This is a genomic window from Mucilaginibacter aquariorum, from assembly GCF_024498135.1.
Classification (GTDB): Bacteria; Bacteroidota; Bacteroidia; order Sphingobacteriales; family Sphingobacteriaceae; genus Mucilaginibacter; species Mucilaginibacter aquariorum.
Map to the genome: position 1 here is coordinate 174205 of NZ_JANHOH010000007.1, position 13714 is coordinate 187918.

Annotated in this window: 11 protein-coding genes; 5 read left to right on the forward strand and 6 right to left on the reverse strand. The window is 42.0% G+C overall.

Annotation, left to right across the window (positions count from 1 at the left end; genetic code table 11):
* Nucleotides 1-293 precede the first annotated feature (293 nt).
* From NPE20_RS20735 to NPE20_RS20745, 3 genes are all read right to left on the reverse strand, one after another.
* Nucleotides 294-1439 carry a DUF4369 domain-containing protein gene (locus NPE20_RS20735; RefSeq protein ID WP_256540616.1) on the reverse strand — a complete coding sequence of 382 codons (1146 nt, stop codon included), beginning with the start codon at nt 1437-1439 and terminating at the stop codon, nt 294-296.
* Between the two features lie 210 nt (nt 1440-1649).
* Nucleotides 1650-3254 (reverse strand): GH35 family beta-galactosidase, encoded by a 1605-nt coding sequence (locus tag NPE20_RS20740; protein WP_256540617.1) that lies wholly within the window; start codon nt 3252-3254, stop codon nt 1650-1652.
* Nucleotides 3255-3457: 203 nt separating this feature from the next.
* Nucleotides 3458-6691, reverse strand: coding sequence for a DUF2135 domain-containing protein (locus tag NPE20_RS20745; RefSeq protein WP_256540618.1), 3234 nt, complete (start codon nt 6689-6691; stop codon nt 3458-3460).
* Between the two features lie 193 nt (nt 6692-6884).
* Between NPE20_RS20745 and NPE20_RS20750 the strand changes: the two genes are divergently transcribed.
* From NPE20_RS20750 to NPE20_RS20765, 4 genes are all read left to right on the forward strand, one after another.
* Nucleotides 6885-7664, forward strand: coding sequence for a succinate dehydrogenase cytochrome b subunit (locus NPE20_RS20750; RefSeq protein ID WP_256540619.1), 780 nt, complete (start codon nt 6885-6887; stop codon nt 7662-7664).
* 29 nt (nt 7665-7693) lie between these two features.
* Nucleotides 7694-9628: a fumarate reductase/succinate dehydrogenase flavoprotein subunit gene (locus NPE20_RS20755; RefSeq protein WP_256540620.1), complete on the forward strand. Its 1935-nt coding sequence runs from the start codon at nt 7694-7696 to the stop codon at nt 9626-9628.
* Nucleotides 9629-9712: 84 nt separating this feature from the next.
* Nucleotides 9713-10078: a four helix bundle protein gene (locus NPE20_RS20760; protein WP_256540621.1), complete on the forward strand. Its 366-nt coding sequence runs from the start codon at nt 9713-9715 to the stop codon at nt 10076-10078.
* Nucleotides 10079-10104: 26 nt separating this feature from the next.
* Nucleotides 10105-10893, forward strand: coding sequence for a succinate dehydrogenase/fumarate reductase iron-sulfur subunit (locus tag NPE20_RS20765; RefSeq protein ID WP_256540622.1), 789 nt, complete (start codon nt 10105-10107; stop codon nt 10891-10893).
* 76 nt (nt 10894-10969) lie between these two features.
* Here the strand turns inward: NPE20_RS20765 and NPE20_RS20770 are convergent, their stop codons facing one another.
* From NPE20_RS20770 to NPE20_RS20780, 3 genes are all read right to left on the reverse strand, one after another.
* The gene (locus tag NPE20_RS20770; RefSeq protein ID WP_256540623.1) at nt 10970-11452 is read right to left on the reverse strand and encodes a TlpA family protein disulfide reductase; all 483 of its coding nucleotides are present in this window, start codon (nt 11450-11452) and stop codon (nt 10970-10972) included.
* A 34-nt stretch (nt 11453-11486) separates the two neighbouring features.
* The gene (locus tag NPE20_RS20775) at nt 11487-12503 is read right to left on the reverse strand and encodes a Gfo/Idh/MocA family oxidoreductase (protein ID WP_256540624.1); all 1017 of its coding nucleotides are present in this window, start codon (nt 12501-12503) and stop codon (nt 11487-11489) included.
* Nucleotides 12504-12607: 104 nt separating this feature from the next.
* Nucleotides 12608-13189: a DUF4142 domain-containing protein gene (locus NPE20_RS20780; RefSeq protein ID WP_256540625.1), complete on the reverse strand. Its 582-nt coding sequence runs from the start codon at nt 13187-13189 to the stop codon at nt 12608-12610.
* 144 nt (nt 13190-13333) lie between these two features.
* Here NPE20_RS20780 and gcvH point away from each other — a divergent pair, with 144 nt between their 5' ends.
* Entirely contained in the window at nt 13334-13714 is a 381-nt protein-coding gene (gene gcvH / locus NPE20_RS20785; protein WP_256540626.1) for a glycine cleavage system protein GcvH, read from the forward strand.

The following is a 13714-nucleotide window of genomic DNA, read 5'->3' on the forward strand; positions in this document are numbered from 1 at the left end:
TTTCATTCAACCATCATTAAGGTTTAATACTCATTCTTAAACCTTCGCTATGGGCGTTAAACTCGGGGGATACATGCATTGTATAGTGTTATCCCCCTAAAAAAGTTGCGCTTGAATCAATCGGAGGAGCCCTTCCCCGAGTGATCAGGTACGGGTAAATCTAAGATAGCGCTAAAATTTGTTACTCAACAACAAAATGCCGCGCTGTTGATTGCCATATAGCTGACCGATGGCACCCTTATGCCACCTACAGTTAAGGCACCAATTAAGAATTAACTTACCTGCAGTCCCGGCTATTTAACAGATTTCAACAGGTAATTATGCACCTCATCGTCTACAGTAACGATATCAATATTTGGTTTTATTATTCGCCATTTGCTGTCTACTAAAAAATAGCTGGGTACCGCGGTTATTTTCCAATTAGCTACGTTTGGCGACGCATCGCCTTTAAAGTCTGCTACTTGCGGCCAGTTAAGGTTACTTGTTTTTATAGCCCGTTTCCATACATCCTGATCTTTATCTGTAGAAATGCTTACCACCCCGAAGCGCTTTTTATCGTTATCGCCAATGATAAGGCCGTTTAGTATTTTGGAATGGTTCATTTGGCTTAATTGGCTATTTGATACCCAAAACTCCACCAGTATAACTTTTGCTTTTATAGATCGTTTATCAAATGCTTTTCCATCCGGGGTGGCACCGACAATATCAGGGGCTTCTGATCCCGGTAACAGTTTAACAAGTACACTTAGTTTGTCGGTTACCTTTTGCCCGTCTTCCGTTGCTTTAGCTTCAGCTGTTAGCTTCTTTAAAATGTTATTGTACTCAACCGGATACTCATCCATAAATTGTTGCCCCATTATATGTGCGGCAACTACATTATCGGGATGTTTTGTTACGTAGGCATCTAAAACTTTTGGTTCTAATTTCCTTCTTTCAATTTGGTAATCACGGGTTTTTGTAATAAGGGCCGAGTGTGCCTTCTTTGACAGTGTGCTTATTTCCTTTGAATCGAGGTAGTTAAGTAATGAATCGATAGTGTGGTTAAGGGGCCCGGCAATTTCATTTTCAATTTTATAATAATCAGAAAGTTGCTGCTGTACTTTTGACCCTGATGTTATTGTGGGGTATCCTTCTTTAGTACCTGGTTTAAGGTCAATTGTATAGTTCCCATTCTCCAGATAAATATTAAAAGTGGTTTTAGAGTTTAAGGGCTTATCATTATCAATAATTGTAATGTCGTAATATCCTGGTGCTTGTATTGGTTTACTGATGGTGGCTGCGCCGTCTTTAATATCCTGACTTAGTAGTGTTTCCTTAAATTGGCTTAGGATAATAGTGCCGGTTTTTATGCCCGCGGCTTTAAAGTTTAATTCTACTTTGGGTGTTTTATTACAGGCTGTTAATAATAAAGCTAAAGCGATAAGGTAATAGTATCTCATAATTAATTGTGAAAGGTGCCCGAAATTATAAAATTTATCCGATTATAAATATTGATGTTGGCTTCTAAATGTGTTGTTAAGTTGCTTTCCTTAAAACAAAAGCCTTTCAGATCTCATCCAAAAGGCTTTTGTTCATAATGGGGTGCGTTTACTTAAAATTGAAGGTCGCCCATTTGTAATACCACCAGCTCCTTCTTTTCTTGTAGAGTGCTAACGCGTAATTACAGTGCATTGTAAAACAGTCGGCAGGTCACCAAAGTTTGGGCCTTTCCAATCTGTTTCATCGCCATTAAGAATACGGAGAGGCTTAAATACACCATTCTGGTACTTACCTTCCTCTACCTTTAAATACTGCCACGCCTTATCAGCCTGGTTACCCGAAGGGGCAAAGGCTATATGGCAATTGGTACCTATCAGTACAAATTTGTTTTCGCTCAGCTTTACGATCATGGCCTTCCCATTTGGGGTAGTATTCTTTGTTGTACCACCCCTGCCTGATCCAAAAGTTACGGTTACTTTCCATTGGCCTAAGTCAACGGTTTGGTCCGCCTGGTCTTCATGTTCTACCACGGCTTTTATTTTGCCTTCAAAACCCCATTGTGCAAGTTCGGGCATCATGGTTTTGAAAAGGGCGTATGAGGTTGCGTAGGGCACATAACGGTCTTTGTTTTCTGTAGATTCAGGATCTTCAGCGTTCCTATCTATCCCAAATGGCGAAAAGCCAATGCCACCACGGGCAATAACATCATACATGTATTTGGCATTTTCTTTATTAAAACCGGCTTCGGGTACAAAAAGCGTGTTATCGGGCCTATCGTACAGGTCTAATACCTTTAGTACTTTTTCGCTGCCAGATAAATAAATGTCGGGGGCAAGCAGATCAATAGCCGGTGCCGCAGCCTTCCATATCGGTATCACATTATCTGTGGGGCCTCCGCTTTCATAGCTTGATGCTTTGGGATTGGTCAATGGGTCGCGCAGGGCTGCATTTACATATAGGGGTAAAGGATAAACTGTCTTACCGGCAGCAGCAACCTTTCCAATAAAACGGGCGATTGACCATGCCTGGAAGTATTCATCGGCCCTGTCGCCAAATACCTTTTGCCATGTACCATTGGTAACAACGTTTACATTCATGGCTTTGAGCAGCTCTGGTTTCAACAACTCCGGTGGTACCTGCCCCTCAAATAGTTTTTGAGCAAGCGGGGAATAGTCTCTTACCGTATCCCATGAGCCTGGCTCATTTTCAACCTGAACCATAATTACTGTATGCTGGGGGTCTGCCTTTTTAAGGTAGCCCATTAGTTTAGTAAAGGCGTTAATATCGGCATTTAGCGTAGCTTCAATATGCGGGGAAGGGGAGTCGATTGGTTTACCATCCCGGTTTAGTATATTGGGGTATTTGCCGGCTTCCAGTTTCATCCACTGGGGCATGTAATGGTTGCTGCCGTTTTTCCAGGTAGCAAACCATAATAATACCAGCCTAACCTTGCGTGCTCTTGCCTGGGCAAGCAATGTATCAACTATCGAAAAATTGAACTTGCCTTGTTGAGCCTCAACTTGTTCCCAGTAAATGGGTACTTCGAGCGTGTTGGCATGCATCTGTTTAATAGCTGCCCAAACATTGGGCATCATGCCGGGCCACGCACTCGAATTGTGCGCCTGTCCGCCCAGGATCAGGAAAGGTTTACCATCAACCAGTAACTGGTGGCGGCCATTTTTATCTATAATACGGGGAAGTGGGTTAGTATTAGATTGTGCAAAAATGCTAAGCTGTGCAAACAACATTGCAACGCATATAATTACTGTCTTCATTACGGTTAATTTGGTTGCGCTAAATTTAACAGAGATTGATTGATTTTGTAGGGGTTATAAAAAATAAAAGTTGGAGACGCCCGTTTTCCACGGAGATAAGAGTGCGGAGGAAGGGGCCGGATATGTGTTTAATTACAAGGATCTGTTAAAACAAAAGCCTTTCAGGTCTCATCCAAAAGGCTCTTGTTCATAATCCGTTGTGGTTACTTAAAATCCAGGTCGCCTATGTATACTGCACCTTCAGCTCCTTTTTCCATTTGTAATACAATCAGTTCCTTCTTTTCTTGCGGGGTGCCATAATGAGTATATAGCTCGGCCATTACGGTTGTTGAGCCTGCAATGGTGGCCTGCCTGTCGCCATAAAAATTGATCTCTATTTTATAAGTGCCTTTTATCGCTTTTTTAAGTAAGAATTGCTCGGGACCAAAACCCTCGGTCATGTCGTCAGAAAAGCGGCCGCCAATTTCGGTGCTTTTATGGCTGTAAAAACATTTCTCGTTATTAGGGTCGGTTACCCAAAGGTCAATATCGGTATTATTCATGTTCCAGTTCATTACAATGCGGATATCTGCCGGTAGTGCTTTTATCACTTTTTTAGAAATAGCTGCTGTATTTACTTTACCCCGGTTTAAAGCTATTATCCTGTTTATTTCGGGCAGCATAACTTCCTGCATCCCATCGTATAAATCATCTGCTTCGGCCGAATAGCTTTTGATCAGGGTATTGTAAAGCATATTCAATGCCTGTTGGTGTTTGCCGGCATCTTCCAGCGCCAGGCCGTAATCCCGGTAACTTTGCGGGTCGAGCGGCCGCAGTTCGGTGATCTTTTTAAACGCGAATACCTCACTTTCAAATTCGCCCAGCTGTTTAAATTTGTAACCCAACATGCGGTAAAGCTCATAGCTATCCAGGTTTAATTCGGCCAGATTACTTAATATACGTATGCCCAGTTCTTTCTTGCCTGTTTTTATAAAATAATTGGCTACATCAAAATAATAAACCGGGTTGCCGTAGTTTGAGGGCCTTAATTCCAGGTATTTTTGGTATTGGCTTGCCTTGTCTGTTTTTTGTATCAGTTTAATATAATCAGCGTCGGCTTGTTGATACGTAATGTTAATCCCTTCTTTTTGATTTAGGCGATTGGAGGCAGTATCAGCATTTGCCGGTCGGCCATTTTTGGTAGTCACTACAATCACGCCATTGGCTGCTCTTGAGCCATAAATAGAAGTTGCGGCAGCACCCTTTAAAACATTTATTGACGAGATATCTGCCGGGTTTATATTTGCAATGCCGTTCATTGCTACACCATCTACCACATATAAAGGGGGTCCGGAGCTGGTGTCGCTACTGGCGCCACGAATTTGCACATTGGCATCAGGGGATGCTTGCCTTACCCTAACCCCTGCAACCCGCCCTGCTAAAACCGAGTTTGCCTGAATGGTGGTAACAGACCCCGTTGAGTATGTTTTTCTTTGAGCGGTAGCCCCTACTACCACAACTTCGTTTAGCATGGCCGGACTGCCCGCCTGGTTTGGTATGGCAACTTCCCGCTCCTCAACCACCTGCCTAACATCGGCGCTGCCTACCGGTTCGTCAATTCTTATATCTGCAGTTGGATCTCCGGTAATTGCTCTTGCTTTATTTTTAGCAGATCTTTTTTTGTGTTTATTGTCATGGTTCCACCATTTGGTTAACTCCAGCATAGTTTGCTGGGCAGTACTAAGGTTTTCCCTTATATCCTGGGTGTTATCGCGGCCCCTTTGTTTCAATATCGTATTGTATTGCTGCCTTAGTTCGGCTGGTGGTTCTACCTCGTATCGTATGTAATCATCTATTGTTTCTAACACAATTAATGATGTGTTGCGGGTTACAATGCCAAACCTTTTTCCTAACGATTCAATAACCTGCCTGTTGGGGTTATAATTAATATCTAATTCGGTTATCTTTTTTTGCGCCCATAGTTTGGCCACATCAATGTTTTCTACGGCGTTTTTTTGCAGATCTATAACAACCTGTTTTTCATAACTCACTTTGTTGCCATAGCCAAATTGCAGGGTGAGAGTTTGATTTGGGTTGCGTGTAATACCTGCTAAAGAAAACGTGCCGTTTACCGTAACGGGAATTGATGGGTAATTATCTTCTGTTGATGACTTATCCTTTATGCCTAAAAAGCGCAGCGGCACGGTCATTAAACCTTCGAGTGCTTTTTTAATAGATACAACGTTAAGGTCAATCACATCTCCCCCGGATTTTAACGCGATGTATTTTAAATTACTATAATCGGCAGTGGCCGATGAGTTAATGCAATACACAGGGGTTTTATATAGTTTTAAAGAGTTTTCACCAAAGGTTTGATGCCCGTCGCTCACCAATAAAAACTCATCCACATTATATTTAGAAAGGTCTATTTTTCCAAGATCGGTTGCGCCGTCGTAGGTTATATTCTTCAGATCGGCCTTTAAGGCTTTCCAATCATTCTTAATAGAATATTCCCTGGTGTTTAAAACCTTATTGCTAAAAGTTATCAGCGTAACCCGGGCATCGCCAACCTGTTCGGCATAATGTGTTAACAGGTTCAGTTCCTTGTCAATGTTCCGGTTGGTGCCACTAAGCGATGCATCCCACAATAAACCTATGCGGCGGGGCAGTGGCTTTTTAATTTCTTTTGCCGGGATAATGGTGTTTATAAAATAATAATATTTGTTGCCTTGCATTTGCAACATTACCTCGCTTGCATCCGCAGGTTTTGGAATGGAGAATGACAGGGAACGATCGGGCACATAGTTTATCTTTTCGATACTTGCCGAGTAAGTGTTTTGATGTTTGTCGAATTTGAGATCGTCGCCATTGCCGCCTTCGGTTATTGGCGCCAGGGTGCTTTGTACAACACTTGCATTAAGCCTAAACTTTTGAACCGTATCTTTCAGGTTCAGTGGTAATGCAAATTTTAAGTTTCCATCTTTTCCTAACGGGATCTCCTCATCGTACCCAATAATTACCGTACGTGTACTTTTGGGGTTAATAGGGTATATGCGGGTACGGAAGCTATTGCCGGCCACTTTTTCAAGCAAGCCCGGGTCAACGCCCCTGCGTTCTATCGATTCAAAAACAGCGGTGCCTTTGCCCCTGTCAACCGCTACCGCTTCGCGCATTTTACCATTAATATCTAAAGCATACCGGTTTACATTAATGCCATCCTTAAGCGGGAAGGTTAGCGTTCCTTCTAAAATCCGCGATGTGGAATTATAAAATGTCATTTGCCAGGTGGTGCGGCTTATATTACCATATATGGTAACATCTATCTTTAACTCTTTTAAGGTAATACCGTTGTTGCTTTTTCCATCAACAGTTAATTGCGGCGCTTGTGCAAATACAGACTGTATTTGAAAGGCCAACAGCGCAAATACAGATAACAGGGTAAGGTTTGGTTTTGTCATGGTGTTGGTTATTTCCTACATAGATGCAGGAAACAAACGCATTCCATAAAAATAAATTAAAAAAATGACTGGCTGGAAACGGAAGTGTCAAAAGCGCCTTTGCTTAGACTGTTTCTAAATAACTATAATCGCTGCTTTAAGCCAAAAGCATTTCTATCTTTTGGTACTTTTGCCTAAATAAATCTGATCAATAATGAGCGAATTTAAACAAACCTTTAACTCATCACTGGGAAAAAAGCTGATAATGGCTTTAACAGGCTTGTTTTTGTGTACTTTCCTAATTGTGCACCTTGGTGGTAACCTTTTATTATTTAAGAACGACCAGGGTTTTGCATTTAATAGCTACGCAAATTTCTTAACGCATTTTCCTCCTATCGAGGTTATAGCCTATCTTTTATACCTAGCTATAATAGTGCATGCTGTTTATGCTTTAGTGTTAACCATTAAAAACCGCAGGGCAAGGCCGGTAGGTTATGCCGTGCAAACAAAATCTCCGGCATCATGGTCGTCAAAAAACATGGGCTTGCTGGGTGCTATCCTGCTATTGTTCATTGTGATACACATGGGCGATTTTTGGTTTACCTATAAGTATAACAACATTTTAGGCTTTAAGGAATACCGTACCAATTTGGCTACTAACGAAACAACAGTATCTGACTACAAACCAGAAGTTGCTGATTTTGAAAGGTCGATATCTACAGAGAACAATGTAGAAATAGTACGTGTGAAGGATTTGCATGCGCGTATTCAAAGCAGCTTTAGTAATGTGTTTTATGTAATATTCTACGTAATTGCAATGGGCGCGGTATCGTTCCACTTGCTGCATGGTTTCCAAAGCGCGTTCCATACGCTGGGTTGGGTACATCGTAAGTACAAGCCTATAATTTACTTCTTTGGCACCTGGCTGTTCGCGGTTATTATACCGATAGGCTTTGCCCTGATGCCAATTATATATTATATCAAGAGTTTATAGATTTTACGCTTTAAATAAAATATTTGAAAATGAGTTTAGATGCTAAAATTCCGCAAGGCCCATTAGCCGAAAAATGGAGCAAGCATAAATTTAATTTAAAGCTGGTTAACCCTGCTAACAAGCGTAAGTACGATGTTATTGTAGTAGGTACAGGTTTAGCCGGTGCATCTGCAGCGGCATCACTGGCCGAGCTTGGTTACAACGTTAAATCATTCTGCTTTCAGGATAGCCCGCGCCGTGCGCACTCTATTGCTGCACAGGGTGGTATTAACGCCGCAAAAAATTATCAAAATGATGGCGATAGCGTTTATCGCCTGTTCTACGATACCATTAAAGGTGGTGACTACCGTGCCCGCGAAGGCAACGTTTACCGCCTTGCCGAGGTATCTGTAAATATTATTGACCAGTGTGTTGCACAAGGCGTTCCGTTTGCCCGCGAATACGGTGGCTTGCTGGATAACCGTTCATTTGGTGGTTCGCAGGTATCACGTACGTTTTACGCGCGTGGCCAAACGGGCCAGCAGTTATTGTTAGGTGCTTACTCGGCATTAAACCGCCAGATACACCTGGGTAAGGTAAAAATGTACACGCGTACCGAAATGCTGGACGTGGTTGTTGTTGACGGCCATGCTAAAGGTATTGTTACCCGTAACTTAAAAACCGGCGAGATTGAAACGCATGCTGGCCATGCAGTATTATTAGCTACCGGTGGTTACGGCAACGTTTTCTATCTTTCAACAAATGCTATTGGTAGTAATGTAACGGCAGCATGGAGGGCGCACAAACGTGGTGCTTACTTTGCTAACCCTTGCTACACGCAAATTCACCCAACCTGTATCCCGGTTACCGGCGATCATCAGAGCAAGCTTACGCTGATGTCTGAATCGTTACGTAACGATGGCCGTGTTTGGGCGCCGAAAACGGTTGAAATAGCACAAAAACTCCAAAAGAAAGAGATCACCGCTTCGCAGGTTAAGGAAGAGGACAGGGATTACTTTCTGGAAAGAAAATACCCATCATTCGGTAATCTTGTTCCGCGCGATGTTGCTTCACGTAACGCCAAAGAAATGTCTGACGAGGGCAAAGGTGTAGGTACTACAGGTTTAGCCGTTTACCTTGATTTTGCCGAGGCCATACAGCGTTTAGGTGAAGACACCGTACGTGCTAAATATGGTAACTTATTTGACATGTATCTGCAAATTACGGATGAGAACCCGTACAAGCAACCAATGCGCATTTATCCTGCGGTACACTATACAATGGGCGGCCTTTGGGTTGATTATAACTTAAGCACAAACGTACCGGGCTTATATGCCATGGGCGAATGTAATTTTAGCGACCACGGCGCAAACCGACTTGGTGCATCTGCACTAATGCAGGGGCTATCGGACGGTTACTTTGTTATCCCTTACACTTTAGGCGATTATCTGGCTACTATAGGCCCTAAGAAGGTTGATACCAGCCACCCTGCTTTTGAACAAACCAAACAGGATGTAATTGCTTACAACAACAAACTGCTTGCCTTAAAAGGAAATAAAACAGTTGTTGAATACCACCGCGAACTTGGTCATATTATGTGGGAATACTGCGGAATGGCACGTACCGAAGAGGGTTTGACCAAAGCAAAAGGCATGATAAAAGAGCTTAAGGCTGATTTCTGGAAGAATGCTATTGTAACCGGCGAAAACGAAGAAGTGAACGCAGCGCTTGAAAGAGCGGGCCGTGTAGCTGACTTTATAGAACTTGGTGAACTGATGGTTACCGACGCGTTAAACCGTCGCGAATCATGCGGTGGCCACTTCCGTCTGGAATCGCAAACAGAAGAAGGCGAAGCCTTACGCGATGACGACAACTTTGCTTTTGTATCGGCATGGGAATTTACTGGCGAAAACCAGGAAGAAGTGCTGCACAAAGAAGAGCTGATTTTTGAAAATGTTAAGTTAACACAACGTAGTTATAAGTAGGAGATTTGAGACGTTAGATATGAGATTTGAGACTAGAATGTCTTTTTCTCAAATCTCACGTCTCATATCTAACATCTAAACAAGATGCATAATCTGAAGGAACTGAAAATTTGGAACAAAGCAATGGATCTGGCAGTAGACGTTTACAAAGCCACTTCAAATTTTCCAAATGATGAGCGTTTTGGTTTAACAAGCCAGTTAAGACGTGCAGCTGTTTCTATTTCTTCAAACATTGCAGAAGGTGCTGGCAGAAATTCTAATAAAGAGTTCTGTAATTTTTTAGGTATAGCTAATGGCTCATCGTACGAAGTACAAACCCAATTGGTTATATCAAATAAGTTAAGTTTATTAAATACCGATTTGCTGAATGGATTATTACAACAGATTGAAGAATTGCAAAAGATGAATTATGCATTTCAACAGATGTTAAACAAACCGTCTCAAATCTAAAATCTCATATCTCAAATCTAATTAAGATGAGTGGACACATGAACCTGACGCTGAAAGTATGGCGCCAAAAAAATACACAAGCATCGGGCAAGTTTGTGACCTATAAGGCCGAAAATATTTCGCCGGATATGTCCTTTCTGGAAATGCTTGACGTGGTGAACGAAAGCCTTACCCGTAAAAACGAAGAGCCAATTTATTTTGATCATGACTGCCGTGAAGGTATTTGCGGCTCTTGCTCATTATATATTAACGGCCATCCACATGGTCCTAAAAGAGCTATTACAACCTGCCAGTTACACATGCGTACCTTTAGCGATGGCGAAACCATTACCATTGAGCCATGGCGTTCGGCTGCGTTCCCGGTAGTGAAGGATCTGGCGACAGACCGTTCCGCCTTCGATCGTATCCAACAGGCTGGTGGTTATGTATCTGTAAATACAGGTGGTGTGCCCGATGCTAACGTGATGCCGATCCCTAAGGTAATTGCCGACGAGGCTTTCAACTCAGCTACCTGTATTGGTTGCGGTGCTTGTGTTGCTGCATGTAAAAATGCATCGGCAATGCTATTTACTTCGGCAAAAATTACACAGCTAGGTTTGCTGCCACAAGGCCAGCCAGAGCGTTACAGCCGCGTGCAAGCCATGGTTGCCCAAATGGATGCTGAAGGTTTTGGTAACTGTACCAATACAGGCGCCTGCGAGGCAGAATGCCCTAAAGAGATAACATTGAACAATATAGCTTTCATGAACAACGATTTCTTCAGCGCCAAGCTATTTAGAGAAGAACACGCGCATGACCAAACCGGCGGCGAGTAACATTTAAAATACTGATCTTACAAAATAAAAGCCCGGCTGCATTGCAACCGGGCTTTGTTATTAAGGTAGCTCCGCCTTAAATTTTCTTGATTGCCGTTAACAGATCGCTCGCCTCTGGTTGTTTTTCAAAGGCCTGCACCAGTTTGCCGTTTTTATCATAAATAGCAACAAACGGTGTATGTTTAAGCTGGTAAAAACGCTGTACCGTGTATGTATAGCCCTCTGTCCCTAAAATAAAGTTTGGATAGGCTTTTAATCCGTAATCATTTTCAAAAGTTTTTACCATACGTATATCAGTAAACGTTATCATTATCACCTGTATATTTTTAAACTTACCCATTGATGGCTTCATGTCCTTAATCAACTTTTGGCAATGGGGGCAGTCCGGCGCAAAGTAAATGATCATTACCGGCTTGTTCTTTTCAAGGTCTGTTGAGGTAAGGTTTTGATCTTTAGTGGTTAATATTTTATAAGGCGGGATGGTAGTTGGCATGGTTTGAGCTTGTGTGCATGCAAAACCCGCTATTACCATAAATAATAGAAATATAAGTTTCTTCATTTGTTTTATCGTCATTGAATAAGAAGTATTAAAATTAAGCTTCCAGCAGTTCCAGCTGCCAGGCAATATGTTCTTCAGTTATAGGGTATAACGCATCATTGCGTATTGTGTGATAAACCGCGTCAAATATCTGGTTATAATCGCCCTTAACCGATGGTACAGTTTCCACGCATTTTTCGTTATCAATATTTACTATGGTCAGCTGGCCTTCGTTGCCTGCTGGTTCCACGCCATAAGCAGGGTCGGTAGGCATCATTCCTTTATCAAGCTGTGCTTCCTGTACATCACTACGGTTTTTTATAAAACTCCCTAAAGTGCCGTTAACCCAAAATCCGGGTGTATCACCCGCAATTTGCAAACCCGATGTTAAGTAAACATTTAGTTGGTTAGGGTATATCAAATGGTAATGGAAGTAATCGGGCACTTCAGATCCTTCCCGATAAATACCTGTGGTTTTGTGGAATGATAAAGGCCTGCCAAACAAGGCTATGGTATTATCTATCAAATGCGCCCCCAGGTCATAAACCAAACCACCGGCAGGTACACCTTTAGTTTCTTTAAAAGCTTTTACACCAATAGCCGCTTTATACCTGTCCATGCGGAAGGTAACCTCAATTAAATTACCTAACCGGCCGCTTTCAATCACTTTTTTGGTAGATAGGAAACCGCTATCGTACCGGCGGTTTTGGTAAACCATCAGGTGTTTGTTTAGCTGGCGGGCGGTATCAAAAAGTTGCTTTACTTCGGCAGAAGTGGCGGCGGCAGGTTTTTCAAGCAATACATGCTTGCCGGCCTTCATAGCCATCATAGCGTGTTCAAAATGCAGGTTGCTGGGAGTATTTACAATGATCAGCTCTATCTCATCATCGTTCAATAACTCATCGATCGAATTATAGCTCAGAATATCCGGATAAATGTTGGCCGCTTTTTTTTCATGGCGCTCAACTATCGCCTTAAGGGTAAACCCTGGATTTGTACTAATGAACGGCGCATGAAATATACGCCCCGACATACCGTAGGCCATTAAGCCCGTAACTATTGGTGCAGACATGGTGGTAAATTTATCATAATAACGGGTATCAACATAAATTATCTAAAATAAAAAAGGGATAAGCATTTGCCCATCCCTTTTACGTACTAAAAAATAAGCCGGGCTTATTTCATGCTGCTTTGTATCGCTTCAATTTTAGCTAAGTGTGCCTTAACGGTAGGTAATGTTTTAGTAGCAAAGGCCATTAAATCGGCATCTTTGCAATTTTTTGAGGCATCTTCTAACATCGAAGCCACCTTTTTATGCCCGTCAACCATTGCATCAACATAGGCTTTATCAAAATCTTTACCTGTTTTGGCAGAAAGGTCGGCAGCCTTTTTTTGGTGTTCTTCATCAGGGGCTACCGGTAAAGTAATGTTTTTAGTTTTGGCAATAGCCATTAATTCTTCGTTGGCTTTGGTATGATCGGTAACCATCATAGCACCAAATTCTTTTACTTGCGGGTTGGTTGCTTTTTCTGAAGCTATTTTACCTAATGCAACTTCCGCCAAACCGGCATTGGCTGCATCTGTAGCAAATTTTGAATCATTAGCATCAACTGCAATCCCGGTTGATCCATTGGTGGTTGTGTCTTTGACGGCATTTACACTGTCGGCGGTTTCTTTACTGTCTTTTGCGGCGTTGTTACAGGCCTGGAATGATAAGGCTGCAACAGCCATCATTGCCATTAAACTTAATTTTTTCATTTTATAGGTATATTTTAGTTTTTATAGTTAACAAAATTTACAGCATATGGTTTTATTGGCACTTGTTTATCGTCCTGCTTAAATTATCGTAATTATTGTTATACCTTAAAGTTTTATTATTTTTGAAAACATAAATTAATCAATATGAATTTTCCTGCAGAATTAAAATACACAAGCGACCACGAGTGGATCAGGGTTGAAGGCGATGAAGCTTACATTGGTATAACCGAGTTTGCCCAGGGCGAATTAGGCGACATTGTTTACATTGATATTAACACTGTTGGGCAGGATGTTACAAAAGAATCTGTTTTTGGCACAGTTGAAGCTGTAAAAACGGTATCTGACCTGTTTATGCCGGTTGACGGAACCATTTTGGAAGTAAATAAAAAACTGGATAGCCAGCCCGAGTTGGTTAACTCTGACCCTTACGGCGATGGCTGGATGGTAAAGATAAAACTTACTAATCCCGCTGATGCAGAAGGTCTTCTTTCTGCTGATGCTTATAAAGGCGTTATCGGTCAGTAA